We start from the raw sequence: 26,886 nt of genomic DNA, 5'->3' as shown, positions 1-26,886 counted from the left end.
CCAGCTATTTAGGGCATTTCGTCAACATCGCCCAGTTTTCGGTGGTTTGAGGTGAGTCGGTCCAAGGTCCGTGCCTGCACCTCCCGTTCAGCAGCCGCAGCGACGAAGGCCGACACCTGCCCGGCACCAACCAGCCCCTCAACAGCCCGCATTGTGTCCTCGGGAATCTCCACGGAACGCGTCTCATCCTTGAGCTCCGGGGGTTGGCCCGCACCGAGGTGCTGACGCAGGTGCCGGTTGGCGAACAGCCGCATGGCACGGGCCAGTTCGGCGTCCACCGTCTGCTGCGCGAGCGGGCGCAGCCGTCGCACGAGCGAGGCAGCCTCGGCCGCGTCCGCGTCGGTCGGCTGGTGCTCCCCCAGATAGCGCGCGAAGACGTGCTCCGTCGTGAACTCCAGGAAACGGGAGGCAATATGCTCGACCTGCCCCCTCAACTCCCGCAAATGGCCGGAGATCGCGGACAGAGGAACTCCCGCCGCGGACAACTCGACGGCCACGGCCAGCTCTTGAGGACTCGGAACGAGGAAGGAGTCCCCGTCCCCGGGAACCGGCTCCAGTACACCGAGTGCGACGGCGTCGGCGACCGCCGCGTCGTCCGGGCTGCCGCCGAACCGCTCGTCGAGCTCGGCCCGCGAGATACGTACGGCCTCCTCGTCGGTCCACGGCCCGTCGACCTCCGCGACCAGACCGAGGATCCCGCCGAGACCCCGGCCCGTGTCCCAGGCCTCCAGGAGCTCCTTGATGGAGGCCAGCGTGTAGCCGCGGTCCAGGAGGCCGGCGATCTGCCGCAGCCGGGCCAGATGCGCGTCCGCGTACACATTCGCGCGGCCGCGCCGCTCGGGGCGGGGGAGCAGCCCGCGGTCCTGATAGGCGCGGATCGTCCGGACCGTGGCACCGCTGTGGTGCGCCAGGTCCTCGATCCGGTACGCGGCACCGGCCGACTCGTCGCTCACGCTTCCCGCCCTCCCGGCCTCGCTACGCGATGGCCGCGCGTCCGATCGCCCCCGCAGCCGACCGTGCCGCCGGTGACTGCGCCAGATACTCGACGGCCCTGCGCAGTGAGCCCTCCTGGGACGGATGGTACGACCGCCGCAGGTAGCGGGGTATGGCCGTGCCGAGCTCCTTCCAGGTGGGCAGCAGACCCTTGCGTACGGCCCTGTTGTGGGCGGCGAGCGAGTAGCGCAGGCGGCCGGCGAGCTGGGGATCGTGGCGTATGAGGTAGGCGGCACCCCACGCCCACAGGTACAGCATCATCGGCGCGGTGACCGCCATGCCCGCGATCCTGCGCGCGTAGCGGGGCAGGCCCTCGCCGCCGCAGTGCTGGTACATGTCGAAGGCGACCGCGCGGTGCTCGACCTCCTCCGCGCCGTGCCAGCGCAGCAGGTCGAGCATGACCTCGTCGGCGTCGGCGAGGTCGAGGCCCTCGGCCGCCAGCACCCAGTCGCCCAGCACCGCGGTGAACTGCTCGATCGCCGCGATCACCGACAGCCGGAAGCGCAGCCACTCCCCGGCCGGTACCGGCGCCCCCAGGGGCGGTTTCTCGCCCAGCAGCTTCTCGAAGAGGAAGTCGACGTACTTCGTGAAGTCCGCGGTGTCCAGGCGCTGCGCCGCGAGGTGGTCGAGGACATACGCGTGCTGCACGCTGTGCGTCGCCTCCTGCCCCATGAAACCCTTGACGTCCTGGAGGAGTTCGGGGTCGTCGACCAGCGGCAGCCCCTCCTTGAAGACCTTCACGAACCACCGCTCCCCCGCGGGCAGCAGCAGATGCAGCACGTTGATGACGTGGGTGGCGGTGGGCTCGTCCGGGATCCAGTGCAGCGGCGTCCGCTGCCAGTCGAAGGAGACCCGGCGCGGGGCGATCGCATGGTGGTCGTCGCTCAGGGAGGCGAGCTCGCTCACAGCGGTGGCTCCAACCGTGCGATCGTGCGCAGTGCCCTCGGTGTGAAGCGGGACATGAGGTGGGCGCCGCGCGCCTCAGGGGTGACCGGGACGACCGCCTGATTGCGGACCACCGCGCGCAGGATCGCGTCGGCCACCTTCTCCGGCGGATAGTTGCGCAGCCCGTACAGCCGCGCCGACTTCTTCTGGCGCCGCTTCTCCTCCAGGGCGTCGACCCCGGCGAAGTGCGCGGTCGAGGTGATGTTCGTGTTGACGAAGCCGGGGCAGATCGCCGAGACGCCGATGCCCTGCCCCGCCAGCTCCGCGCGCAGGCACTCGCTGAGCATCAGGACGGCCGCCTTGGAGGTGCTGTAGGCGGGCAGCGCCTTCGACGGCTGGTACGCCGCCGCCGACGCGGTGTTGACGATGTGGCCGCCCTGCCCGCGCTCGGCCATCTGCTTCCCGAAGAGCCGGCAGCCGTGGATCACGCCCCACAGATTGACGTCGAGGACCTTCCTCCAGTCCTCCGGGGTCGTGTCGAAGAAGGATCCGGAGAGCCCGATCCCGGCGTTGTTCACCAGCACGTCCACCACGCCGTACTCGGTGGCGACCTTCTCGGCGAGCTTCTCCATGGCCTGCTCGTCGGAGACGTCGACCGTCTCCGCCCAGGCCTCGGGGGAGCCGATCAGCCGGGACATCTCCGCCGTACGGGCCGCGCCCTCGGCGTCCCGGTCGACGGCCACCACGCGCGCGCCGGCCTCGGCGAACGCGAAGGCGGTGGCCCTCCCGATGCCGCTGCCCGCGCCGGTGACCAGAACGAGCTGCCCGCCGAACCGGTCCGCGTACTTGCCCGTGGCCATGGTGTCGTGCGCGGGCACCCCGGTCCCCCGGCCTTCGTTCGCCGTCACGAACTCCGCGATCCAGGCCGCCAGTTGGTCCGGGCGCGTACGCGGCACCCAGTGCTTGGCCGGGAGCGTACGGCGCACCAGCCGCGGGGCCCACGTCTCCAGCTCGTCGTAGAGCCGCTCGGAGAGGAAGGCGTCACCCAGGGGCGTGATGAGCTGCACGGGCGCGTGCGCGTAGGCGTCCGTGCGCGGCCTGCTCAGCCGGGCCCGTACGTTGTCGCGGTACAGCCACGCGCCGTGCGCCGCGTCCGAGGGCAGCGACGGGGTCGGGTAGTCGCCCGCGGGGACCTTCTCGACCCGCTGGAGGATCTTCGGCCACTGCTTGCCGAGCGGGCCGCGCCAGGCCAGCTCGGGCAGGACGGGCGTGTGCAGCAGATACACGTACCAGGACTTGGCGCCCTGGCCGAGGAGTTGGCCGACCTTGCGCGGGGTGGGCCGCTTCACGCGCTGCTTGATCCAGTGCCCGAAGTGGTCCAGGGACGGCCCGGACATCGACGTGAAGGACGCGATCCGGCCCTCGGTGCGCGGGACCGTGACGAACTCCCACGACTGCACCGAACCCCAGTCGTGCCCCACCAGATGTACGGGTCTGTCGGGGCTGACCGCGTCCACGACCGCCAGGAAGTCGTCCGTCAGCTTCTCCAGAGTGAACCCGCCGCGCAGCGGCTGCGGCGCCGTGGACCTGCCGTGGCCCCGGACGTCGTAGAGCACCACATGAAAGCGTTCGGCGAGGCGCGTCGCGACCTCGGACCACACCTCCTTGGAGTCCGGATAGCCGTGCACGAGCACCACCGTGGGCTGTGAGGGGTCACCCAACTCGGCGACGCACAGCTCGACTCCGCCCGTCCGCACCCAGCGCTCACGCGCGCCTTCGAGACTCACTTGTCCTCCGCCCAGCGCCGCACGTGCGGCAGATCGTCGTCCAGCCAGAACGCGCCCTGCTCGGGGTCCTTGGAGTCGGTGACGACCAGGATCTCCTCGAACTTCGCGCCCGTGCCCCGGAATCCGAGGTGCGGTTCGACCGCCCACAGCCCCGGCCGGGGCGGATGGTCGGAGAACCGGTACGGCGACCACAGCGGCGACCAGCCGTCGCGGTGCCCGTGGATCGCGTCGCTCGCGAGCCCCTTCAGGGACTGGGTGCCGAACCCGAACAGCCTTGGCGACCAGGGGCGTTCCTTCACCCGGTCCACCTTGTGCGCGATCACGCCGAAGGGATACGCGCGATGCCGGTTCGCATAGCCCTGGCGGACCATGAGCCGGTCCACGTCCTCGTAGATCTCGCGCAGCGGGCGCCGCTCGCGCACCTCGCGCAGGATCAGCTCGCGGTGCGCCTCAAGGTCGGCGAGCAGCTTGTCCTGCACGGGGTTCAGCCCGAGCGAGCCCGAGTAACCGATGTCCGCCGTATATCCCTTGTGGACCGGGGCCATGTCGAGGATGAACGGCATCCCCGGCTCCAGACGGCGGTTGGTGGGGAAGAACTGCAGCGGGATCCGGAAGTTCACGAACGCCGTACGGTCCCCGAACCAGGCGAAGGGCAGGTGGAACCAGTCCCGCACCCCGCGCTCGCGCAGCCAGTCGCGCTGCATGCGCGCCGCCTCGCGCTCGGTCACACCCGGCTTGAGCTGCGCCGCGACCGCTTCCGCGCACTCGTACGCGAGGCGCTGCACTTCCCTGAACCCCCGCAGTTCCGCGGAGAGTTCGCCTGCCACTGCCGTCGTCATGCCACCGCCCCACCCATGTCCACGCTGACCGCGGTACGTGCCCGTAACTTGACACTGGCGAATGTGACAGTTGTTAGAGGCTGCGTCAATAGCGCTGCGCGACGCCTGTGGACAACCGCCGCGATGTGGATAAACCAGCGCCGGTTGTTCGACCTCAGGGGGACCCCTACGGGCCCGTACGACTGGAGTCTGACGCGGATCCAGCTCCATGGGCTGACGACCGCTGTGGCGTGCGCCACTACCTTCGAAACGTGACTGTGATCGCGACCGAAAGCCTGAGCAAGCGGTTCCCCAGGGTGACCGCTCTTGACCGGCTCTCCGTGGACGTCGGGCCCGGTGTGACCGGACTCGTCGGAGCCAACGGGGCCGGCAAGTCCACACTGATCAAGATCCTGCTGGGTCTGTCCCCCGCCACCGAGGGCCGCGCACACGTGCTCGGCCTCGACGTCCCCACCGAGGGCGGCGCCATCCGCGAGCGGGTCGGGTACATGCCCGAGCACGACTGCCTGCCGCCCGACGTCTCGGCCACCGAGTTCGTCGTCCACATGGCGCGCATGTCCGGGCTCCCGCCGGCCGCGGCCCGCGAGCGCACCGCGGACACCCTGCGCCACGTCGGCCTCTACGAGGAGCGCTACCGACCCATCGGCGGCTACTCGACGGGCATGAAGCAGCGCGTGAAGCTCGCGCAGGCCCTCGTCCACGACCCCCAGCTGGTCTTCCTCGACGAGCCGACCAACGGCCTCGACCCGGTCGGCCGCGACGACATGCTCGGCCTGATCCGCCGCATCCACACCGACTTCGGCATCTCGGTCCTGGTCACCTCGCACCTCCTGGGCGAGCTGGAGCGCACCTGCGACCACGTCGTCGTCATCGACGGCGGCAAGCTGCTGCGCTCCAGCTCCACCACGGACTTCACCCAGACCACGACGACCCTCGCCATCGAGGTCACCGACACCGACGAGCACCCGGACGGCACCGGCACGGTGCGCGACGTGCTCCACGCGCGCGGGATCGAGACCCACGACGGCAGCGGCCTGCCCGGCGCCGGACACATCCTGCTGCTCACCGCCGAGGGCGAGGAGACCTACGACCTCGTCCGCGACGTCGTCGCCGACCTCGGCCTCGGCCTGGTCCGGATGGAACAGCGCAGGCACCACATCGCGGAGGTCTTCAAGGACAGCGACGAACACAAGACCGGTGGCGAATCGAAGACCGGCGACGAGCAGCGGAAGGAGGCGGTCGGCCATGGCGGTTGAGCAGCCCCAGGTGGCGGCCCCGGCCCAGCCCGGTGAGCAGACCCGTATCCACAACATCGGCTACCGCAACTACGACGGCCCGCGCCTGGGCCGCGCCTATGCCCGCCGCTCGCTGTACTCGCAGTCCCTGCGCGGCGCCTACGGCCTCGGCCGCTCGGTCAAGTCCAAGGTGCTGCCGATGCTGCTCTTCGTGGTGATCTGCGTCCCCGCACTCATCATGGTGGCCGTCGCGGTCGCCACGAAGGCGAAAGACCTGCCCGTCGACTACACGCGCTACGCGGTGATCATGCAGGCCGTCATCGGCCTGTACGTCGCCTCCCAGGGACCCCAGTCCGTCTCGCGCGACCTGCGCTTCAAGACCGTACCGCTGTACTTCTCGCGCCCCATCGAGACCGTCGACTACGTAAGGGCCAAGTACGCGGCCCTGGCCTCGGCGCTGTTCATCCTCACGGCCGCACCGCTGATCGTGCTCTACGTAGGGGCGCTTCTGGCGAAGCTCGACTTCGCCGACCAGACGAAGGGCTTCGGACAGGGGCTGGTCTCCGTGGCGCTGCTGTCGCTGCTGTTCGCCGGGATCGGCCTGGTCATCTCGGCCATCACCCCGCGCCGCGGCTTCGGCATCGCGGCCGTCATCGCCGCCCTGACCATCTCCTACGGAGCGGTGTCCACCGTCCAGGCCATCGCCTTCGAGCAGTCCAGCACCGGAGCCGTCCCGTGGCTCGGCCTCTTCTCGCCGATCACGCTCATCGACGGAGTGCAGACGGCCTTCCTCGGCGCCACCTCCGCCTTCCCCGGAGCGGAAGGCCCCTCGTCCGGGCAGGGCGTCGTCTACCTCATCGTCGTCCTGGGTCTCATCGCGGGCTGCTACGGCCTCCTGATGCGCCGCTACCGAAAGGCCGGGCTGTGACCACACTCACCATCGACCACGTCTCGCGCTGGTTCGGCAACGTGGTGGCGGTCAACGACATCACCATGACGATCAGCCCCGGAGTCACCGGCCTGCTCGGCCCGAACGGCGCAGGGAAGTCCACCCTCATCAACATGATGGGCGGCTTCCTCGCCCCCTCCACGGGCACCGTCACCCTCGACGGCCAGCAGGTCTGGCGCAACGAACAGATCTACCGGCACATCGGCATCGTCCCCGAACGCGAGGCGATGTACGACTTCCTCACCGGCCGCGAATTCGTCGTCGCCAACGCCGAACTGCACGGCCTCGGCGCGAAGGCCGCCCAAAGGGCCCTCGCCACCGTCGAGATGGAGTACGCGCAGGACCGCAAGATCTCCACGTACTCCAAGGGCATGCGGCAGCGCGTGAAGATGGCGTCCGCGCTCGTCCACGACCCGTCGCTGCTACTGCTCGACGAGCCCTTCAACGGCATGGACCCGCGCCAGCGCATGCAGCTCATGGACCTGCTGCGCCGCATGGGCGACGAGGGCCGCACGGTGCTGTTCTCGTCCCACATCCTCGAAGAGGTCGAGCAACTCGCCGCGCACATCGAGGTGATCGTCGCCGGACGGCACGCGGCGAGCGGCGACTTCCGGCGCATCCGCCGCCTGATGACCGACCGCCCGCACCGCTACCTCGTCCGCTCCAGCGACGACCGGGCCCTGGCCGCCGCGCTGATCGCCGACCCGTCGACATCCGGCATCGAAGTCGACCTCGCCGAGGGCGCGTTGCGCATCCAGGCGGTCGACTTCGGCCGGTTCACCGCGCTGCTGCCGCGCGTCGCGCGCGAGCACGGCATCCGGCTGCTCACGGTCTCGCCGTCCGACGAGTCGCTCGAATCCGTCTTCTCGTATCTCGTCGCGGCGTAGGAGGCCGAAGATGTACGACCCCACAGTCGCCCGGCTCACCTATCGGGGCCTGCTCGGCCGCCGCCGGGCCCTCATCCTCTGCGCGCTGCCCGTCCTGCTCATCGTGATCTCCGCGGCCGTACGCGGCTTCGCCGGAGCCGACGACCAGGTCGCCTCGGACGTGCTCGGCGGATTCGCGCTCGCCACGATGGTGCCCATCATCGGCGTCATCGCCGGTACGGGCGCGATCGGACCCGAGATCGACGACGGCTCGGTGGTGTATCTGCTGGCCAAGCCCCTGAAGCGGCCGACGATCATCTTCACCAAGCTGATCGTCGCGATCGCCGTCACCATGGCGTTCTCCGCGCTGCCGACGTTCATCGCGGGCATGATCCTGAACGGCAACGGCCAGCAGATCGCCGTCGCCTACACCGTGGCCGCACTGGTCGCCTCGATCGCGTACGCCGCCCTGTTCCTGCTCCTGGGAACCGTGACCCGGCACGCGGTGGTCTTCGGACTCGTCTACGCCCTCGTCTGGGAGGCCCTCTTCGGGTCGCTGGTGTCCGGCGCGCGCACGCTCAGCGTCCAGCAGTGGGCGCTCGCGGTCGGCCACAAGGTCACCGGCGGGGAGCTCGTCACCTCGGACGTGGGTCTGCCGACCGCCACGGTGCTGCTGATCGCGGTCACCGTGCTCGCCACCTGGTACGCCGGGCAGCGGCTGCGGTCACTGACGCTGGCCGGCGAGGAGTGAACGGGGGCTCCACGCGCGCGTGCCGGGTTGTCGCCACGCGCGCGCGGAGCCCTCTTTTCTTGACAGCGTCTTCACCTCTGCCTGGGCACACTGGGCCAAGGGGATGCACGGCTAGGAGGAACGGGGATGGCAGAACCGAAGGGCGAGGAACAGCGGGAGTCCGGGGACGTGTCCGGGGATGTCTGGGACGACGTCGTACTGGACGAGAACTTCATACGCTCCGCGGAGACGGCCGAGCCGTCCGCCCGCGCCCGTATGCTCGCCGCCCGCTGGCGCGAAGGGGGACCCGATCCGCAGCCCTGGCGCTCCGACGAGCCGCCCGCGGGATGGTTCTTCAGCAAGGGGCGCCGGCGCAGGTGGCGCCGCCGGTAGCGATGGTCTCTTATTCGCGGCGCCCGACTCGGCGTACGGGCACAGTGGGTTGTGCATGTACGCCGAGTCGGGCGCCGCATTCTGGGAGAGACGTCCGGAGCGGGCTCCGGAGTAGTTACCGTTCCTTGGCAGCAAGCGGGAGCAGGTCCCCTGGCTGGCACGCCCCGAACGGTCTTGGGCGCACTGGTCGTCCGCTTTCGCATCCCGGGCGGCGACACGGATCCTGTCCGTGGTCCGAGCCGGGCGGGCGGATTCCCTGACGACCTGGCTCGATGGACGTGGCCAGAGGCGACGGGGAGGCCCTGAACCATCTCTCCGGTGGAGCAGGGGTCCCGCACGCTGGCACCACAACCGGCGTTCCAGATCGCACAGTTACGCTACCCCGGCCCTTGCGTCGCCCCGCAACCCCGGAAGCCGACCATCACACGATCGAGCTAACCCAGCAACCGCTCCAGCACCACAGCGATCCCGTCCTCGTCGTTCGAGGACGTCACCTCGTCCGCGATCGCCTTGAGGTCGTCGTGGGCGTTGGCCATCGCCACCCCGCGCGCGGCCCACCCGAACATCGGGATGTCGTTCGGCATGTCGCCGAAGGCGATCGTGTCCGCGGCCTTCACACCCAGGCGGCGGGCGGCGATGGACAACCCCGTCGCCTTGGAGAGGCCCAGGGGGAGGAGTTCCACAATGTCCGCTCCCGCCATCATGACGCCGACAAGGCCGCCCGCGACGCGCGTGGCCGCCTCGGCGAGCTCGTCGGCGGAGAGCGTCGGGTGCTGGATGTACAGCTTGTTCAGGGGAGACGACCAGAGGTCCGCCGCGTCAGTGATCGGTACGACCGCGAGCGGACCGGCCATCATGCGGTAGCCGGGGCCGACCAGTATCTCGCCGTCGAGCCCGGCGCTGCTCGCGGCGAGCAGCAGCGGGCCGACCTCCGCCTCGATCTTGGCGAGCGCCAGACCGGCCAGCTGCCGGTCGAGCGTCACCGCGGTGAGCAGCCGGTGCTCCCCCGCGTCGTACACCTGTGCGCCCTGGCCGCACACCGCGAGACCCTTGTAGCCGAGGTCGTCGAGGATGTGCCGGGTCCAGGGCACCGCACGCCCCGTGACGACGATGTGCGCGGCGCCCGCGGCGGTGACCGCGGCGAGCGCCTCACGCGTACGCTCCGAGACCGTCTCGTCGGAACGCAGCAGCGTCCCGTCGAGATCGGTCGCGACGAGCTTGTAGGGGAAGGACCCGGTGGACCCGGTCGACTCCGTGGCGCCGGTGGTCACTTGGAGATCGGCTCCAGGACCTCACGACCGCCCAGGTACGGACGCAGCACCTCCGGCACGCGGACGGAGCCGTCGGCCAGCTGGTGGTTCTCCAGGATCGCGACGATCGTGCGCGGTACGGCGCACAGCGTGCCGTTCAGCGTGGCGAGCGGCTGGACCTTCTTGCCGTCGCGCATGCGGACCGACAGGCGGCGGGCCTGGAAGCTGTCGCAGTTGGAGGCCGAGGTCAGCTCGCGGTACTTGCCCTGGGTGGGGATCCACGCCTCGCAGTCGAACTTGCGGGTCGCGGAGGAGCCGAGGTCGCCCGACGCCACGTCGATGACCTGGAAGGGCAGCTCAAGGCCGGTCAGCCACTGCTTCTCCCAGTCCAGGAGCCGCTTGTGCTCGTTCTCCGCGTCCTCAGGGGCGACGTACGAGAACATCTCGACCTTGTCGAACTGGTGCACGCGGAAGATGCCGCGGGTGTCCTTGCCGTACGTGCCGGCCTCGCGGCGGAAGCACGGCGAGAACCCGGCGTAGCGCAGCGGCAGCTGGTCGGCGTCGAGGATCTCGTCCATGTGGTACGCCGCAAGGGGGACCTCGGAGGTGCCGACCAGGTAGTAGTCGTCCTTCTCCAGGTGGTACACGTTCTCCGCGGCCTGGCCGAGGAAGCCGGTGCCCTCCATGGCGCGCGGGCGGACCAGCGCCGGGGTCAGCATCGGGATGAAGCCGGCCTCGGTGGCCTGCGCGATCGCCGCGTTGACGAGGGCGAGCTCCAGCAGCGCGCCGACACCCGTCAGGTAGTAGAAGCGCGAGCCGGACACCTTGGCGCCCCGCTCGACGTCGATGGCGCCCAGCGCCTCGCCGAGCTCCAGGTGGTCCTTGGGCTCGAAGCCCTCGGCGGCGAAGTCGCGGATGGTGCCGTGCGTCTCCAGGACGACGAAGTCCTCCTCGCCGCCGACCGGGACGTCGGGGTGCACGAGATTGCCGAGCTGGAGGACGAGCCGCTTGGTCTCCTCGTCCGCCTCGTGCTGCTCGGCGTCGGCGGCCTTGACCGCGGCCGCGAGCTCGCCGGCCTTCTTCAGCAGCTCGGCCTTCTCGTCGCCGGACGCCTTGGGGATCAGCTTGCCGAGCGACTTCTGCTCGGAACGGAGCTCGTCGAAGCGGACGCCGGACGACCTGCGCCGCTCGTCGGCGGAGAGGAGGGAGTCGACGAGCGCGACGTCCTCTCCACGGGCGCGCTGGGAGGCGCGAACACGGTCGGGGTCCTCACGGAGCAGGCGAAGGTCAATCACCCCTCAAGGCTACCGGTGCGCGGTTCCGGCCAACGACTCGATATTCCGGTCCGGGGCTTCCGTCACGTTATGAGTGGAATGCCGGGCTGAATCTCTTGATCACCAATGGGGCGCCGCGGAGTGGCTTCGGGAGCGTCAATAAAAAGGACGCTACTCCCTGAAACGGGGCAGATGGCAGTCTACGGGTTGACTGGATTCCCTTGCGCGGAGCGGGACTTGAGGGGGAGTTGTCCACAGGGATCCACACCCTCACCAAGTTATCCACAGGCTGTGCGGAAGATCTGTGGACTGCGGAAGTGATCGTTCCGAAAGCCGCATGCGGGACGAAGAATTCCCGAGTCAAACCATCTCTACACCCACGTTCGAGTGGAAATGCTTCGCTCCAAAGGATTGATCAAGGGAAAAGAGTGGACGAGGGGTGACGTACGGGACTGTGGACGGAGTAGGGGCCTGTAGGCCGATTTGTCGACGATGTAGCGCTTCGTTGTCGACTTGTCCCCAGGTCGAGAAGCGCACCTGTGGATAACTTTGTGGAGAAAGAAAATCTGCAGGTACGACCGACTAAAAACGGCCGTCCTGGCAGCGCGCCAGCCAGTCCGACGCCGCCGAGAACGCGTCGTCGGACGTCCCGGGCCGCACCGCCCGTACGTCCTCCAGGGCGACCCCGGCCCGCGGATAGGACCCGAGGAAGCGCACCTGGGGGGAGATCCGCTTGAGGCCCATCAGCGCCTCGCCCACACGGCGGTCGGTGATATGACCCTCGGCGTCAACGGAGAAGCAGTAATTGCCGATGCCCTGGCCGGTCGGCCGCGATTCGATCCGCATCAGGTTGACGCCGCGTACGGCGAATTCCTGGAGGAGTTCGAGCAGCGCGCCCGGGTGGTCGTCGCCGAGCCAGATGACCAAGGACGTCTTGTCGGCGCCGGTCGGGGCCGCGGGCCGGGCGGGGCGGCCGACCAGCACGAAGCGGGTCTCGGCGTTCGCCGCGTCGTGGATCTCGGTCACCAGCGGTTCGAGAGCGTACGTCGCCGCCGCGAACTCGCCCGCGAAGGCCGCGTCGTACCGGCCCTCCTGGACCAGGCGCGCCCCGTCCGCGTTCGACGCCGCCGATTCCCACAGTGCGTCGGGCAGGTGTGTGCCGAGCCAGTTCCGCACCTGCGGCTGGGCGACCGGGTGGCCGGTGACCGTCTTGATGTCCTTCAGGGCTGTGCCGGGCCTGACCAGGAGGGCGAAGGCGATCGGCAGCACGACCTCGCGGTAGATCATCAGTGGGTCACCCTTGGCGAGCTCGTCGAGGGTGGCGGTGACACCGCCCTCGACCGAGTTCTCGATCGGGACGAGCGCGCCCGCGGCCTCGCCGCCGCGCACCGCGTCGAGCGCGGCCGGGACGGACACCATGGGGACCAGCTCCCGCGTCGCGGCTTCCGGAAGCGTGCGGAGAGCGGCCTCGGTGAACGTTCCCTCGGGGCCGAGATAGGTGTAGCGCGTCGCCGACATACCGTCACCCTAATGGGCCTTGTCCAACCCGGCTCGCCTCTGTGGACACCGCGGCCCCGCAGGGCATCCCCTTGGCGGACCGGCAACCGCGGCCTCGACGGTGTCCCTCAGCCCTCCAGCAGCCGCTGCCCCACGTACTCCCCCTCGGCCGCCCCGCCCGGCACCGCGAACAGTCCGCTCGACTCGTGGCGGATGAACGTGGAGAGCGCGTCGCCGCGGTCGAGCTTGCGCTGGACGGGGACGAAGCCGCGCAGCGGATCGGCCTGCCAGCAGACGAAGAGCAGGCCCGCGTCGGGCACGCCGTTGGTGTCGATGCCGTCGTGGAAGGAGAACGGACGGCGCAGCATCGCGGCGCCGCCGTTCTGGTCGGGCCGGGTGATCCGGGCATGCGCGTTGATGGGCACGACCAGGTTGCCGTCGGCGTCTGTCTTGTCGAGGTTCATCGCGGTCGTCTCGGTGCCGCCGGACAGCGGCGCCCCGTTCGACTTCTTGCGCCCGATGACGTCCTCCTGGGCCTTGACGGAGAGCTTCTCCCAGTCGTCGAGGAGCATACGGATACGGCGTACGACGGCGTACGAGCCGTTCGCCATCCAGGCCGGGTCGGCCGAGCCCGACGCGGGCACGAAGATGCGCTGGTCGAAGGTGGACTCGGACGGCTTCGGATTGCGGGTGCCGTCGATCTGGCCCATGAGGTTGCGGGCCGTCATCGGCTGTTCGGTGGCGCCGGGCGAGCGGTTGAAGCCGTTCATCTGCCAGCGGACGCGGGCCGCGCTGCCCGCGTCCTTTTGGATCGCGCGCAGGGCGTGGAAGGCGACCAGGGCGTCGTTCGCGCCGATCTGCACCCACAGGTCGCCGTTGCTGCGCGCCTTGTCGAGGTGGTCGGAGGAGAAGTCGGGCAGGGGGTCCAGGGCGACCGGGCGCTGCTTCTCCAGGCTCGTACGCGCGAAGAAGCTGTGTCCGAAGCCGAAGGTGACCGTCAGGGACGACGGGCCGGCGTCGCGGGCGATGTCCGTGTCGTCGTGCGCGGCGGCTTCGCCCGCCATCATTCGCTGGGCCGTCGCCGACCAGCGGCGCAACAGCGCGGCCGCCTCCTTGCGGCCCGCTCCCGCGGCCAGGTCGAAGGCGACGAGGTGGCCGCGGGCCTGGAGGGCGTTGGTGATGCCGGGCTGATGTTTCCCGTGAAACATCACCGCGTCCGCGCCGAGGGAGGTCAGCGGGGTGGCCTTCTCGGCGGAGGGTGCCGCCGCGTATCCCACGGCGCCTCCGGCCGCGCCCAGGGCGAGACCGGTGGCACCCGCGGTGCCGAGGAGTCGGCGCCGTGAAAAGACCCCCTTAGGAGAGGTCTCCTCGAAAACGGCCTCCTTAGGAGAGGCGATTTCCGGCGTGGCCTTCTTGGTGGAGGCGTTTTCCGCATCGGCCTCCCTCGGAGAGGTCACCTTGGAAGAGGCCTCGGAGGTGGTCCGCTGGGAGGACGTCTCCGGAGTGGAGTGGTCAGCCATGGTGAGGTTCAGCCGATCTGCGCGTTCTTGTTCACGGTCGCTTGGTCGATGTCGGAGGTCCGTACGGTGACCGCGATCTTCCAGTCGCCCGCCATGGGGATCTGCACCCCGGCCGCCGACCAGTGTCCGGTGGCGATGCGGTCGGGGGTCACGGGCAGCGGGCCGATGTCCTTCGCGGCGAGGGTGAAGGCGACCTTCACCTCGGGTACGTCGAAGGCCTTGCCGTTCGGCCGCTCCACGAAGACGTGCATCTCGTTGGCGCCGACGCGGGCCGGGTCGAGGGTGACCTCCACGGTGCCCTTGCCGTCCTGGCCGCCGGTGTCGAACGGGATCTTGAGGGAGAGCGGGCCGGACCGCTGCGAGGAGGACGCGGTGGCCTGCTGGGCCGCTTCCTCGGTGCGCCCGGGTTCGGTGGTCGTCAGCGCGGTCGTGACCGCGAGCAGCACGATGGCGACGCCCGCCTCGGCGAGGACGGAGCGGCGCAGCCCCGAGCGGTGAGGGTCGGCGTCGCGGATGCGCTTGTCGCGTGTGGTGGCGACGGCGGCCCGCTGCCGGGCGAGTTGGGTGGCGCGCCGGGAGTCCTCGGGGTTCGCGGGAACGGTCGCCCGTGTCTTTCCGCGCTGTTCGACCACGGCCGCCGCCACGGCCTCCGGAGCCGCGACCTCCGACAGTTGGCCGGTCCAGCGCCGCGAGATCCACGCGATGCCCACGAGGACCGCCACCAGGCCGATCTTGACGAGCAGCAGCTGCCCGTATGTCGTGTCGGTGAGTGCCGACCAGGAGCCGACCTGGCGCCACGACTGGTAGATCCCCGTGGCGACCAGCGTGAGGACGCCGCCGAACGCGACGCGCGAGAAGCGGCGTACGGCCGTCGCCTCGATCTGTGCGTCCGCGGGCGCCCGGAACAGGGCGACCAGCAGTGTCGCGAGGCCGCCGAGCCAGCCGGCGACGGCCAGCAGGTGCAGCACGTCGACGGGCATCGCGATGCCCGCCTGGATGCCGGTCGAGGCGTGCTCGGCCATGGCCCAGGTCGCGGCCAGGCCCGCCGCGACGACGGCACCGCCGATCGCGAGCCCGAAGGTGAGGTCTTTCTTCTCGGCGGCCCGGTCGGCGGCGTCGGCGGCGGCCTCCTCCGACTCGTCGTCCTCGTCCGGTCCGTCGTCCTCGTCCCGCTTCACGTACGCGCCGAAGAGCACCGCGATGAACAGTGCCGCCGCGGCGAGCAGCAGCAGCCGGGAGACCAGGGCCGCGCCCGACTTGGTCTGCAGCACCTGCCCGAGCAGTGTCAGGTCGAAGATGTCGCCGACCTTGCCGGAACCGACGTAGGAACCGCGCAGGAGCAGCAGCGCGAGCGTGGCGCCGGTCAGCGCGAGCCATCCGGTGACCACGAGCCGCTGCACCGGCCGGACCCCGGCGCCCCGCTGCCAGCAGGCCAGGACGAAGGCCGCGCCGCCGACGAGGAGGATGAATCCCGCGTAGGAGACGTAGCGCGCGAACCCGTAGAGCACGCCGACGACCCCGCCGCCCACGGCCTGGTCGGACAGTGCGACGGAGGTCTGCGAGGGTGCGCCGATGGAGAAGGTGAAGGCGCCCGAGACGGGGTGGCTGTCCGCCGACACCACTTGGTAGGTGACGGTGAACGTGCCGTCGGGCAGCCCCGAGTGCAGCTTCACGGCGTACGTGGTGCCGCTCGGGTTGGTCGCTTTGCCGGTGTCGACCCGCTTGCCCTTGGGGTCGAGCACGCGGAGCGAGCCGTCGTTCATCGCGACCTTCTCGGAGAAGGTGAGCGAGATCTGGGCGGGCGCCTTGTCGACCACCGACCCCTGCTTCGGGTCGCTGCCGGTCAGCGCGGCGTGCGCGGAGGCGGGCGCCGCGCCTGCCAGGAGCGCGCCGGAGACGGCGAGGAACAGCAGCACGAGCGTCCGGAAGCTACGGAAGCCCGGGTGGCTCGGACGGCTCCGGAAGCGGGAGGCGATGGTCGGCGTCATGGTGGTCCCTCCCTCAGTGCCCGGTCTTGGGTGTGTACGTCGCGGACTTCACCGGCATGGAGATCTTCACCGTGCCGGACTTGGCGAAGTGCAGTTCCACGGACACCTTCTCGCCCTGCTTCGGCTTGTGGGTGAGCTTTTCGAACATGAGGTGATTGCCGCCGCTCGCGAAGTCCAGGGTGCCCTTCGACGGCACCTTGAACGACTTCTCCTCCTCCATCGCGCCGCCCTTGGTGGAGTGCAGCGTGACGTTGTCCGAGAGGTCGCTGGTGACCGAGGTGAGGGTGTCGGCGCCACCGGAGTTGGTGACGGTGAAGAACCCGGCCGCCATGGTGTCCATGCTGGGGGCGGGCATGTAGGCGCCGGTGACCTTGAGTTCGGGCGTGGCCGAGGAGGAGTCCTTGTCGTCCGAGGCGTCCGAGCCGCATCCGGCGAGGGTCACCGCGGCCGCTATGACCACCGCGCATCCGGCGAGGGGCCTCACGGGTTCTCCCCCTTGATGATCTTGGGGAGGTCCTTGGTGTAGTCGTCGACGGTGGCGTCCTCGCCGTACAGCACATAGCCCCCGTCGGTCTTCGGCGAGAACGCGATGACCTGGGTGCCGTGGACGGAGACGAGCTTGCCGTTCTTGTCCTTCGACGTCGGTTCGATGGAGATGCCCATCGTGCGGGCGCCGGCCTGGATCGTGGCGAAGTCGCCGGTCAGGCCGACGAAGTCGGAGTCGATGCCCTTGAGCCACTTGCCGAGCGCGGCGGGGGTGTCGCGGGCCGGGTCGGTGGTGACGAACACGACGCGGAGCTTGTCCTGCTGGGCCTTGGGCAGCTGCTTCTTGGCGACGGCGAGGTTGTTCATCGTCAGCGGGCAGACGTCGGGGCAGTGGGTGTAGCCGAAGTAGATGAGCGTCGGCCGGCCCTTGGTCTGCGCGAGCAGGTCGTACTTCTTGCCGTGCGTGTCGGTGAGCACGAGGTCCGGCTTCTCGAACGGCTTGTCGAGAATCGTCGCGGCCTTGCCGGAGCCGGACTCGACGGACACGTCGGCGATCGGCTTGTTGCTGTCGTCGCCGCTGCCGCAGGCGGAGAGGGTCAGAGCGGCGGCGGCGAACAGGGCGGCCGCGGCATACGTCTTCTTGCGCATAGAAAAATGTCCCAGATGTGAGCGCTCCGGTGCGCACCGGGGGTCGTACGGGCCTGAAGAGCCAGGTCGTACGGCCTCCCGGTGCGCGCCGAATGCGGGGTGGATCTCAGGCGTTCGTACGCCGACGACCGGCCAGCACGCCGTAGGCGACGCCCGCCGCGCCGACGACGATGCCCACGACGCCGAGCACGCGGGCGGTGGTGTCACTGCTGTCGGAGGAGGACGCGGCCTCGGTGGTGTCCTGGGCGGTGTCCTTGGCGTCGGAGGCGTCCTCGGTGGCGGTGGACCCGTGGTGGCCCGTCTCGGACGCGGCGGAGAGGGCGAGCACCGGAGCCGGGTTCTCGGGCTCTTCCTCGCCCTCCTTCTGCGGCTCGATCCAGCGCACGACCTCCTTGTTGGAGTACGTCTGGACGGCCTTGAAGACGAGCTCGTCGGTGTCCTCGGGGAGCGCGCCGATGGAGAGCGGGAACTTCTGGAAGAAGCCCGGTTCGATGCCCTTGCCGCTCGCTGTCCAGGTGACCTTGGTGACGGCCTCGTCGATCTTCTCGCCGTGCAGGGTGAGCGGCTTGGCCGGCTTGGACTTGGTGACCTTCACGCTCCAGCCGTCGATCGGCTGCGGCATGACGGAGGCGAGCGGGTGGTCGGTCGGGAAGTTCACCTCGAGCTTGGTGGTCGAGGCGTCGTCGCGCTCGTTCGGCACCTTGAAGTTCACGGTGGCGTAGTCGCCCTTGGCGGCCGTGCCCTCGGGCTGCACGCTGACGTGCGCGAAGGCGGGGGCGGAGAGGGCGAGGACGGCCGAGGCGGCGACGGCGCCGGCGGCGGCGATACGGGAAGCCTTCATGGAAGGGAGCACTCCACTTTCAGTCCGAATTCAGTCCGATGAGGGGGGTGCGCGTGCGGAAGTGCCCTCTGAGTGCCCTCTACAGGGAGGGCGTCGAAAAGGGTGGGCACGCGCGTGTGCCGCACGACGGCGTCCCCGTCATGGAGGTCATGGAGTGGCGCGTCGTGTCAGGCGGCGAGGACGAGTGCGGTGGAGGACGGCGGTCCGCGCCGGACGACGGTGTGCTGGAGCGCGGTCGTCCGCGGTTTCGGGGGCGCGAGGTACGCGGTGCGGGGCGTGCGTGCCACGTCGGGCGCCCCGGGAAGTCCGGTGCGCAGGGCGCGTACGAGCGTGAACGCGGCGCGCAGCGACCGTACGAGCGCCCCTTCCGCGACCCCTTGCGCCGACAGTCGCATGAGACGGAGCAGCGCCATGTCCCCGCGACGCAGCACCCATCCGGCGGCGACGGCCGCGAGGACGTGGGCGAGCAGCATCGGCAGGGAAGGCAGTACCGACATCGAGGAGCCCGCGGTGGCCGACACGGCGTCCGCGGAGTGGTTCATGGAGTGCGTCATGCCCGTGTCGATCCGCGCGTCGGCGAGGATCTTCTGGGCCTGCGCGGGGCTGATCGCCGCCGCGGTCGTGCCGCACACGAGGCGTGCGGCCCGCTCGACGAGCGAGGCGTCGGACATCGACATGCCCGCCATCGACGTCGTGGCGACGGTGTGCTGGCCGAGCCCGAAGAACGTGTGCAGCACGGTCTGGCCGGCCGCGAGCACCGCCACGATGCCCGGCAGCGAACGCTCACGCCCCGCCAGCGCGGCGGACACGGCGAACACCGCGAAGAAGCCGGCGCCCAGCGTCCACCAGGGGACCGTGGCGCACGAGGCGAGCGTGTGACCTGCCGCGGCCAGCACGACGCAGACCGCGGCGAACACCGCGGCCCTGAGGATCCGGAGGTCGAATCCGGAGTGCGCCGAACGCTGGTGGGGGGCAGTCATGGCGGGCTCATCATCGCACTGGGCCCACCCGTTCCCCACGGCAGGTCCGCAAGGTGACGTTCCGTGAGCCAGGGCCTGGAAGATCACGATCTGGGATGGGTTGATCGCACATACACCGACCCCTGTCGCGCGCGCATCCGCCGTATGGGCGGCATCACGGCAAGTGGGCGATTGCGCACGCGTACTTGCGGCAATACGTAACGGTATGTCGAGCCGCGGCCGGGAGGCTGGAGCATGAGCATCTGGTGGTCACTCCATTTGCGGCGCGAAGCTGCGAGCGTTCCGCTCGCCAGACGCCTGCTGCTCGGCACGATGGAGAGCGCGGGCGTCGACCCGGACGTTTCCTACGACCTCTCCGTCGCCCTCAGTGAGGCCTGTGCGAACGCCGTCGAGCACGGCGGGGACGCGGCGCTCGGCGGCTCGTCCGAGGCCTACCGGGTGACCGCCTACCTGGACGGCGAGAAGTGCCGCATCGAAGTCGCCGATTCCGGCCCCGGTTTCCCGGCAGGGCGGGCCCGCACCCCCCTGCGTCCGGCGCGCGCCGACGCCGAGCACGGCCGGGGCCTGTGTCTGATCCAGGAGCTCGCCGATCACGTGCACATCGGCAACAAGCCGGGGCGGGGCGGCGCGGTGGTCAGCTTCGACAAGATCCTCAAGTGGAAGAAGGACCCTTCTTTGCTGACCGCGTAGCGCTCTGAGCGGCGGCGGGGCACCTGGCCGCGCCACCGCCCAATCTGGAAGCCAACTTTATATTGACAGTGGACTCTCATTTGGGAGTAGCCTCTCATTAGGTTGCTCCCTTCTGGAGGTCCGTATGTCTGCGACGAACCACTCCTCTGCAACAAACCACTCCTCTGCGACAAACCCAGCCGCTTTCGCCGCAACCCGCAGCCGTTGGCTGGCCCTGGCCGCCCTCACGCTGAGCGTGCTGATCGTCGGGCTGGACGGCACGATCATCAACGTCGCCCTGCCGACCCTCGCCGGTGATCTGCACGCCGACAGCGCCCAGTTGCAGTGGATCGGCGGCGGCTATCTCCTGGCCCTGTCCGTGGCGATGCTCCCCGTCGGCCTGCTGGGCGACCGGTACGGCCACAAGCGACTGCTGCTCTGCGGGATCGCGCTGTTCGGCCTCGCCTCGCTGGGCGGCGCGTTCGCCGGGTCGCCCGCGACGGTCATCGCGGCCCGGGCGGTCCTCGGCCTCGGCGCCGCCACGATCATGCCGCTGTCGATGGCGATCCTGCCGCGCGTCTTCGCCAAGGAGGAGCTGCCCAAGGCCATCGCCGTCTGGACGGCCGCCACCGCCCTCGGCATGCCGGTCGGCCCGCTCGTCGGCGGCTGGCTGCTCGACCACTTCTGGTGGGGCTCGGTCTTCCTCTTCAACGTGCCCGTCACCGTCCTCGCCCTGGCCGCCGGCCTGTGGCTGCTGCCGAGCGACAAGAAGCGCGAGGCCGCCGTACCCTTCGACGCCCTCGGCGCCGTACTGAGCGCCCTCGGCATCACCGCACTCGTCTACGGCACGATCCTGATCCCGCGCGACGGCTGGACGGACCCGACCGTCCTCGCCACCCTCGTCGCCGCGGCCGCCCTGCTGACCGGGTTCGTGGTGCGTGAGCGCCGCCACCCGCACCCGCTCGTCGACCTGTTGCTGTTCGCCGACCGCCGCTTCCTGTGGGGCACGCTGATCGCGGTCTTCGTCAACTTCGCCGTGATGGGCATCCTGTTCGTCGTCCCGCAGTACCTCCAGGCCGTCCTCGGCAACGACTCCTTCGGCACCGGCCTGCGCGTACTGCCCCTGATCGGCGGGCTGATGGCCGCCGCCACGGCGAGCGAATCCCTGGTCCCCCGGCTCGGCGCCCGTACGGTCGTCCCGCTCGGCATGGCCATCCTCGCGGGCGGGGTGCTCCTCGGAGCGACCACCGACCTGTCCAGCGGCTACGGCTTCACCGCGCTCTGGCTCTCCCTCACCGGACTGGGCTTCGGCCTCGCCGTCGTGCCCGCCACCAGCCTGGTGATGGGCTCGCTGCCGGACGGCAACACCGGGCAGGGCACGAGCCTCCTGGAGACCGTGCAGCAACTCGGCGGCGTCCTCGGCGTGGCCGGCCTCGGCAGCCTCCTCGGCTACGGCTACCTGGCCCGGCTGCGCACCGACCGTCTCTCCGCCCAGGCGTCCGACGCGGCCCGCGACTCGGTGTCCGGCGCCGACGAGGTGGCCCGGCAGCTGCACGACACGGGCCTGGCGACCTCCGCCCACGAGGCGTTCGTCCATGGCATGAACCTGGTCCTGACGGCCTGCGGGGTCATCTCCCTGCTGGCCGCCGTACTCGCCGCGGTCTGGCTGCCGGGCCGGTCCACGAAGTGCCGGAAGGTGGCCCGGTCAGTGCCCGAACACGCAGAATCGATGGCATGACGACGCGATCAATGGCGTAACGACGTGGGAGACCATCGCATGACGACGCAGGAGACCTCGGCCGCGCCCCTCGGTCTGCGGGAGCGCAAGAAGCAGAAGACCCGCGACCGGATCCGCCGTGAGGCGTACCGGCTGTTCGCCGAGCACGGGTACGAGGCGACGACGGTCGACCAGATCGCGGAGGCGGCCGAGATCTCCCCGAGCACGTTCTTCCGGTACTTCCCCACCAAGGAGGACGTGGTCATCCAGGACGAGTACGACCCCGCGCTCGCCGAGGCACTGCGCGCCCGCCCGGCCGACGAACCGATCGTCGACGCGATCCTGAAGGCCCTGAAAGGCCCCTTGGGCCAGATGCTGGACCAGGACCGCGAGGAACTGCTGCTGCGCACCCGGATCACCTTCACGGACCCCGCGATCCGGGCCCGCTCGGTCGGTGAACAGGAGCGCAGCGAGAAGGAGATCGCCGCGATCATCGCGGAACGCACCGGCCGCAACGCCTCGGATCTCGATGTGAAGTGCGCGGCCGCGGCCATCATCGCCGTCTTCACGACCCTCGTACGGCACTGGGTCGAGGGCGGCGGCACGGAGGACCTGGCGGAGCTGTACGAACGTCATCTGCCGCTGCTGTCGCACGGCCTGGAGTTCTAGAAGCGGCCTGCCGCGACTTCAGCTTCCTCAAGGTCCACAGGTCAATCACAGGGCTCGCCCATGAGTTTGAGGGCTGACGTTCCTAATTTTCCCAGCATGACGGGAAGCCACAAAGACAAGTCGATCACCCGGCGCCGCGCGATCGCGGTGACCGGAGGCACAGTCGCCGCAGGAGGCCTCGCGGTCGCCGGGTACCAGGCGGCGTTCGCCGACGAGACGACCACCACCGATGCCGACGCCACCGCCTCGGCGAGCTCCAGCAGCGGTACCTGCGTGCTGATGTCCAGCGTCACCGAGGGGCCGTACTACCTGGACGGCGCCCTGATCCGCAAGGACATCACCGAGGGCAAGAGCGGCGTTCCGCTGACGCTGCGCATCACCGTTCAGGACACCACCGACTCCTGCAACCCGGTTGCCGGTGCCGCCGTGGAGATCTGGCACTGCGACGCCTGGGGCTACTACTCCGGCTACACCACCGCCAACCCCGGCGGCTCCGCGCCCGCCGAGAGCGAGGACGGCTCCACCGCCAACGACCAGACCTACCTGCGCGGTTACCAGGTCGCCAACGCCAACGGGGTCGTCAAGTTCGAGACGATCGTCCCCGGCTGGTACACGCCCCGCACCTGCCACATCCACGTCAAGGTGCACACCGGCGGCGAGAAGGAGGACGGCACGTACGAGGGCGGCACGGTGAACTACACCGGGCAGCTCTTCTTCGACGACGACATCGCCGAGACGATCTTCGCGCTGGAGCCCTACTCCCAGCACTCCGGCAGCTACACCACGCTCGACAACGACATGGTGTACGACGGCGGCGGCGCCTCCAGCGGGCTGCTGACCCTCGAGCCGGTCCACAAGAAGGACCCGTCCAAGGGCTACAAGGGCTACATCACGCTGGGCATCGACCCCGACGCCGAGAGCACCGGCGCGGGCAGCGGCGGCGGTGGTACGCCCCCGAGCGACGCTCCGACAGGTACGCCGCCGAGCGACGCACCCAGTGACAGCGCCTCCCCGTCGGCCTCCGCGTCTTCGTAAGGTACGCGCATGAGCAGCCGCGAGGACGAGACGCTGGCGCAAGCCGCAGTGGCCGCGCTGACATGGCAGTTGGAGCTTTCCCCCAAGCCCGGACTGCCCGACCCGCGCGATCTCGACGCCCGGGCCACCCGCAAGGACCACTGTTCCCTGCGCTGGTCGGCCAAGGCGCTGGCGCCCGGCCTCGCGGCCATGGCGGCCGCCGCCCGCCGTACCGGCCTGCCCACGCCCGAACTCCGCGCGGAGCTGGGCGCGATCGGCCGGTGCACCGAGCATTCGGTGGGACTGGCGGGCGGTGGCCACCGCGGTGCCCTGTGGGCCCTCGGGCTCCTGGTCGCGGCGGCGGCCCTGGAACCCCGGGCCACCGGGAACGACGTCACGGCGGCCGCCAAGCGGATCGCGGCGCACCAGGACCGGCGGGCGCCGCGGCGGCCCTCCCGCGGGTCGTCCGTCTCGGCGAAGTACGGCGCCGCGGGGGCGCGCGGTGAGGCGCGCGCCGGATTCCCGCATGTGCGGCGGGCGTTGGCCGCGCTCGCCACCGCCCGTACGGCCGGCGCGCCCGAACCGTACGCCCGGCTCGACGCCCTCCTCACCGTCATGTCCACCCTCCAGGACACGGAACTGCTGTACACCGCGGGCCCCCTCGGCCTCCGCCATGTCCAGGCGGGCGCCCGCGGGGTGCTGGAAGCGGGCGGCACCTTCACGGAGGCGGGCCGCGAGGCGCTCTCCGCCCTCGACGACGACCTCCACGCGCGCGCGTGGAGCCCGCGTGGCAGCGGAGCGCTCCTCGCGGGAGCGCTGTTCGTGGACTCGCTGCCCGTGGTGGTCAGGACACCGGCACGGGTCGCGTGACCCGGTCCTGGTCCTGTTCGCGGTCCTGTTCGCGGGTTCGGTCCCGGCCCGCGTCCTGACCCTGGGCTGTCACGCCGTGCGTGGCAGCCCACTTCGCCGCCGGACCCATCCCGTACGACGCCCCCGCCATCAGTCCCCCGAGCAGCAGCCACCCCGGCGTCCCCCAGCCGACCAGCAGGGCCGTCAGGACCAGGGGGCCCATCGTGCGGGCCACCGTGACGCCGGTGCCGAAGAAGCCCTGGTACTCGCCCATGCGGTCGGCCGGGGCGAGGTCGAAGGCCAGGTGCCAGGAACCCGCGGACTGCTGCATCTCGGCGACGACCTGAAGGACCGCGCCCGCCACGAGGATCCCCGCCGCGGCCCACGGGGAGGCACCGGACGACAGGGCGAAGACCGCGCAGGACGCCAGCATGACGAGCCCGGAGCGGCGTATCGCGCGCGTGGCCGACGCGAGCCCCGTGACACCGCGGGCCATCCGCACCTGGAAGACCATCACCGCGCCCGTGTTGAGTACGAACAGCGCGGACACCAGCCAGGCGGGCGCCGCCGTGCGCTCGGTGATCCACAGCGGGATGCCGAGGCTGAGCAGCGGCATCCGCAGCAGCAGCACGGTGTTCAGGAACGTGACCAGCACGTACGGCCGGTCACGCAGCACGCCGGGCCGCCCGCGATCCCGGCGCGCGACTCCATGCCCCCGCCGCACGGCGACCGGCGGCACCGGCGGCAGCCGCAGCAGCAGCGCCGCGCACAGCAGGAAGCTCACCGCGTCCAGCGCGAACACCCCGAGATACGCGGCCCGCGTCCCGGCATGCAGCGCGAGCCCGCCGAGGCCCGCGCCCACCGCCAGACCGGCGTTGAGCGTCGACTGGAGATGCGCGAGGAGCCCGGTCCGCTCCCCGGCCGGCACCAGCCCCGCGAGGAGCGCCTGCCGGGCCGCCGCGAGCCCCGACTGCGCGGACGCGTACGCGCAGGCCGCGAGGACGAAGGGGACGAAGCCGCGGACGACCAGGAAGGACGCCACCGCGGCGGCGGTCGCCAGCGCCAGCAGCACCGCCGTGCCGCGCGGCCCGCGCCGGTCGGCGAGCCCGCCCAGCGGCACGCCCACCAGCGAGCCGATCGCCCACGCGACGGTCAGCCCGAGCCCCACGCGCGCGGGGGCGAGCCCCACGACATGGGTGAAGTAGAGCGCCGAGGTCACGTAATAGGCGCCGTCCCCCACGGAGTTGCCCAGCTGGGCGAGGGCCAGAACGCGCCGCGGGCCGGCGGGCGGAACAAGGCCGCTCGGCTTGGAGGATGCTGCCGGGTTCGTCATGTCCTCGACGCTACGGGCGTATTGGCACCCTCAGAAGCTCCAATTAGCGTGTCAATTGTTGGCCCAATTCACTCCGGGCGGCGCTCTCCCCGGAGCACCCGCCCGAGCACTTCCAACGCCTCGGGATACAGCCGCCCCCGTGGCGTCCCGTAGCCCACGACCAACCCCTGTGGCCGCCCCTCGCCGCGCGCGTGCCAGTGCGCCCCGAGATGCCCGACCGCGAGCCCCTCCGCCTCCGCCCGCGCCAGCACCTCGGCCTCGTCGGCCACCTCCACCAAGGCGTGCAGGCCGGCCGCGATCCCGCGGACCTTCGACCGTGCGCCCAGCCGGTCGAGGAGCTGGTCCCTGCGCCGCCGGTACCGCAGCCGGCACGCGCGCACGTGGCGGTCGTACGCGTGGCTGTCGATCATCTCGGCGAGCGCCAACTGGCCGATGGACTCGGTGTGGTGGTCGCTGTGCAGCTTGATGTCGGCCACCGCGTCGACCAGGTGCGGCGGCAGCACCATCCAGCCGAGGCGCAGCGCGGGCCCGAGTGTCTTGGAGGCCGTCCCCAGGTACACGACGTGGCCCGGTGCCATTCCCTGGAGGGCGCCGACCGGCTGCCGGTCGTAGCGGAACTCCCCGTCGTAGTCGTCCTCGACGATCAGCCCCTCACGCGCGCGTGCCCAGTCGGTGAGCGCCCGGCGCCGCTCGGGGTGCAGCGTGACACCGGTGGGGTACTGGTGCGCGGGCGTGACGACGACCGCGTCCGCTCCGGCGGAATCCAACGCGCCCGCGCAGGCGCCGCGTTCGTCGACCGGCAGCGGCACCACGGTTCCGCCGCCCTTGCGCACGACATCCCGGTGGAACGGCAGCCCGGGGTCCTCCATGGCGACCGTTCCGCCGTCCAGCACGCGCGTGAGGAGCGCGAGCCCCTGCACGTATCCCGAAGTGATGACGATCCGCTCGGGGGGCGCGATGACACCCCGTGCGCGCCCCAGATAGCCCGAGAGCGCCGTCCGCAGTTCGATGCGCCCGCGCGGGTCCCCGTAGTCGTACGCCAGAGAGGGAGCCGTCGCGATCGCGCGCCGCAGGGCGCGCAGCCAGGCCGCCGCCGGGAACGTACTGACGTCAGGGCTGCCGGGGCGCAGATCGAAACGGGGTGCACGCGCGTGTGGAGCCCGGGCAGCCGCGGACACGCCGTCCATGGGCAGCGCCGCCACCTCGGTGCCCGACCCCTGCCGCGCCGTCAGATAGCCCTCGGCGACCAGCTGGTCGTACGCCGCCTTCGCCGTGCCCCGGGAGACCCCCAGTTCGGCCGCGAGCCGCCGTGTCGCGGGCAGCCGGGTGCCGGGGGCGAGACGCCCGTCGCGCACGGCGTCCCGCAACGCCCGCTCGAGTCCGGCCCTGCGCCCCGCCGCGGCGTCCGGCTCCAGGTGCAGGTCGACTCCGACGCCGGACCAGAAGTCGCCGTCCACTTAACCCCCCGGGTGAG

At 70.6% G+C, this 26,886-nt stretch carries 25 protein-coding genes; 10 read left to right on the top strand and 15 right to left on the bottom strand.

Going from position 1 to position 26,886, the window contains the following annotated elements; translation table 11 throughout:
* Positions 1 to 8: 8 nt before the first annotated feature.
* From AB5J50_RS25095 to AB5J50_RS25080, 4 genes are read right to left on the bottom strand one after another with little or no spacing between them, the layout of a single operon-like run.
* Positions 9 to 953 (bottom strand): MerR family transcriptional regulator, encoded by a 945-nt coding sequence (locus tag AB5J50_RS25095; protein WP_369260575.1) that lies wholly within the window; start codon positions 951 to 953, stop codon positions 9 to 11.
* A gap of 22 nt (positions 954 to 975) precedes the next feature.
* On the bottom strand, positions 976 to 1,899 hold the full coding sequence (locus tag AB5J50_RS25090) for a metal-dependent hydrolase (RefSeq protein ID WP_369260574.1): 924 nt from the start codon (positions 1,897 to 1,899) through the stop codon (positions 976 to 978).
* Positions 1,896 to 3,665, bottom strand: coding sequence for an SDR family oxidoreductase (locus AB5J50_RS25085; RefSeq protein ID WP_369260573.1), 1,770 nt, complete (start codon positions 3,663 to 3,665; stop codon positions 1,896 to 1,898). The genes AB5J50_RS25090 and AB5J50_RS25085 overlap by 4 nt, the downstream gene beginning before the upstream one ends.
* Positions 3,662 to 4,504 (bottom strand): M24 family metallopeptidase, encoded by an 843-nt coding sequence (locus AB5J50_RS25080; RefSeq protein ID WP_369260572.1) that lies wholly within the window; start codon positions 4,502 to 4,504, stop codon positions 3,662 to 3,664. The genes AB5J50_RS25085 and AB5J50_RS25080 overlap by 4 nt, the downstream gene beginning before the upstream one ends.
* 257 nt (positions 4,505 to 4,761) lie before the next feature.
* On the opposite strand from AB5J50_RS25080, the gene AB5J50_RS25075 reads away from it, so the two are divergent.
* The 5 genes from AB5J50_RS25075 (at position 4,762) to AB5J50_RS25055 (ending at position 8,677) form a co-directional block, all read left to right on the top strand.
* A complete protein-coding gene (locus AB5J50_RS25075; RefSeq protein WP_369265507.1) occupies positions 4,762 to 5,760 on the top strand; it encodes an ABC transporter ATP-binding protein in 999 nt (332 codons plus the stop codon).
* Positions 5,750 to 6,667, top strand: a complete 918-nt coding sequence (locus AB5J50_RS25070; RefSeq protein ID WP_327430025.1) for an ABC transporter permease subunit — start codon at positions 5,750 to 5,752, stop codon at positions 6,665 to 6,667. Before AB5J50_RS25075 ends, AB5J50_RS25070 begins: the two co-directional genes overlap by 11 nt.
* A complete protein-coding gene (locus AB5J50_RS25065; protein WP_327430024.1) occupies positions 6,664 to 7,575 on the top strand; it encodes an ABC transporter ATP-binding protein in 912 nt (303 codons plus the stop codon). Before AB5J50_RS25070 ends, AB5J50_RS25065 begins: the two co-directional genes overlap by 4 nt.
* Positions 7,576 to 7,585: 10 nt before the next feature.
* Positions 7,586 to 8,305, top strand: coding sequence for an ABC transporter permease subunit (locus AB5J50_RS25060; protein ID WP_327430023.1), 720 nt, complete (start codon positions 7,586 to 7,588; stop codon positions 8,303 to 8,305).
* A 126-nt stretch (positions 8,306 to 8,431) separates the two neighbouring features.
* Positions 8,432 to 8,677 carry a hypothetical protein gene (locus AB5J50_RS25055; protein ID WP_327430022.1) on the top strand — a complete coding sequence of 82 codons (246 nt, stop codon included), beginning with the start codon at positions 8,432 to 8,434 and terminating at the stop codon, positions 8,675 to 8,677.
* Between the two features lie 434 nt (positions 8,678 to 9,111).
* On the opposite strand, the gene AB5J50_RS25050 is transcribed toward AB5J50_RS25055, so the two are convergent.
* From AB5J50_RS25050 to AB5J50_RS25010, 9 genes are all read right to left on the bottom strand, one after another.
* Positions 9,112 to 9,948 (bottom strand): HAD family hydrolase, encoded by an 837-nt coding sequence (locus AB5J50_RS25050; protein WP_369260571.1) that lies wholly within the window; start codon positions 9,946 to 9,948, stop codon positions 9,112 to 9,114.
* The gene (serS, locus tag AB5J50_RS25045; protein WP_369260570.1) at positions 9,945 to 11,222 is read right to left on the bottom strand and encodes a serine--tRNA ligase; all 1,278 of its coding nucleotides are present in this window, start codon (positions 11,220 to 11,222) and stop codon (positions 9,945 to 9,947) included. The genes AB5J50_RS25050 and serS overlap by 4 nt, the downstream gene beginning before the upstream one ends.
* Positions 11,223 to 11,783: 561 nt before the next feature.
* Complete coding sequence (pheA, locus tag AB5J50_RS25040; protein ID WP_369260569.1) at positions 11,784 to 12,719, bottom strand: prephenate dehydratase; 936 nt, start codon at positions 12,717 to 12,719, stop codon at positions 11,784 to 11,786.
* Between the two features lie 107 nt (positions 12,720 to 12,826).
* Entirely contained in the window at positions 12,827 to 14,218 is a 1,392-nt protein-coding gene (gene efeB / locus AB5J50_RS25035) for an iron uptake transporter deferrochelatase/peroxidase subunit (RefSeq protein WP_369260568.1), read from the bottom strand.
* Between the two features lie 8 nt (positions 14,219 to 14,226).
* On the bottom strand, positions 14,227 to 16,206 hold the full coding sequence (locus tag AB5J50_RS25030) for a copper resistance CopC/CopD family protein (RefSeq protein ID WP_369260567.1): 1,980 nt from the start codon (positions 16,204 to 16,206) through the stop codon (positions 14,227 to 14,229).
* A gap of 13 nt (positions 16,207 to 16,219) precedes the next feature.
* Positions 16,220 to 16,690, bottom strand: coding sequence for a copper chaperone PCu(A)C (locus AB5J50_RS25025; protein WP_369260566.1), 471 nt, complete (start codon positions 16,688 to 16,690; stop codon positions 16,220 to 16,222).
* Positions 16,687 to 17,340: an SCO family protein gene (locus tag AB5J50_RS25020; protein ID WP_369260565.1), complete on the bottom strand. Its 654-nt coding sequence runs from the start codon at positions 17,338 to 17,340 to the stop codon at positions 16,687 to 16,689. The genes AB5J50_RS25025 and AB5J50_RS25020 overlap by 4 nt, the downstream gene beginning before the upstream one ends.
* 106 nt (positions 17,341 to 17,446) lie before the next feature.
* Complete coding sequence (locus AB5J50_RS25015) at positions 17,447 to 18,181, bottom strand: YcnI family protein (protein WP_369260564.1); 735 nt, start codon at positions 18,179 to 18,181, stop codon at positions 17,447 to 17,449.
* 167 nt (positions 18,182 to 18,348) lie between these two features.
* Positions 18,349 to 19,161, bottom strand: coding sequence for a hypothetical protein (locus AB5J50_RS25010; RefSeq protein WP_327430013.1), 813 nt, complete (start codon positions 19,159 to 19,161; stop codon positions 18,349 to 18,351).
* A gap of 234 nt (positions 19,162 to 19,395) precedes the next feature.
* Here AB5J50_RS25010 and AB5J50_RS25005 point away from each other — a divergent pair, with 234 nt between their 5' ends.
* The 5 genes from AB5J50_RS25005 to AB5J50_RS24985 all read left to right on the top strand — a co-directional run bounded on the left by AB5J50_RS25005 (position 19,396) and on the right by AB5J50_RS24985 (position 24,100).
* Entirely contained in the window at positions 19,396 to 19,851 is a 456-nt protein-coding gene (locus AB5J50_RS25005) for an ATP-binding protein (protein ID WP_327430012.1), read from the top strand.
* A 124-nt stretch (positions 19,852 to 19,975) separates the two neighbouring features.
* Positions 19,976 to 21,568 (top strand): MFS transporter, encoded by a 1,593-nt coding sequence (locus AB5J50_RS25000; protein WP_369260563.1) that lies wholly within the window; start codon positions 19,976 to 19,978, stop codon positions 21,566 to 21,568.
* Positions 21,569 to 21,607: 39 nt separating this feature from the next.
* Positions 21,608 to 22,216 (top strand): TetR family transcriptional regulator, encoded by a 609-nt coding sequence (locus AB5J50_RS24995; protein WP_369260562.1) that lies wholly within the window; start codon positions 21,608 to 21,610, stop codon positions 22,214 to 22,216.
* Between the two features lie 96 nt (positions 22,217 to 22,312).
* On the top strand, positions 22,313 to 23,251 hold the full coding sequence (locus AB5J50_RS24990; RefSeq protein WP_369260561.1) for an intradiol ring-cleavage dioxygenase: 939 nt from the start codon (positions 22,313 to 22,315) through the stop codon (positions 23,249 to 23,251).
* 9 nt (positions 23,252 to 23,260) lie between these two features.
* The gene (locus AB5J50_RS24985; RefSeq protein WP_327430008.1) at positions 23,261 to 24,100 is read left to right on the top strand and encodes a triphosphoribosyl-dephospho-CoA synthase; all 840 of its coding nucleotides are present in this window, start codon (positions 23,261 to 23,263) and stop codon (positions 24,098 to 24,100) included.
* Here AB5J50_RS24985 and AB5J50_RS24980 read toward each other — a convergent pair.
* Positions 24,075 to 25,412, bottom strand: coding sequence for an MFS transporter (locus AB5J50_RS24980; protein ID WP_369260560.1), 1,338 nt, complete (start codon positions 25,410 to 25,412; stop codon positions 24,075 to 24,077). The genes AB5J50_RS24985 and AB5J50_RS24980 overlap by 26 nt on opposite strands.
* A 68-nt stretch (positions 25,413 to 25,480) precedes the next feature.
* Positions 25,481 to 26,869 carry a PLP-dependent aminotransferase family protein gene (locus AB5J50_RS24975; RefSeq protein WP_369260559.1) on the bottom strand — a complete coding sequence of 463 codons (1,389 nt, stop codon included), beginning with the start codon at positions 26,867 to 26,869 and terminating at the stop codon, positions 25,481 to 25,483.
* Between the last annotated feature and the right edge of the window lie 17 nt (positions 26,870 to 26,886).

Origin of the sequence: Streptomyces sp. R35 (assembly GCF_041053035.1) — a bacterium.
GTDB lineage: Bacteria > Actinomycetota > Actinomycetes > Streptomycetales > Streptomycetaceae > Streptomyces > Streptomyces lutosisoli.
The sequence above is the reverse complement of the archived record's forward strand: the minus strand, read 5'-3'. Positions and strand labels throughout refer to the sequence as shown.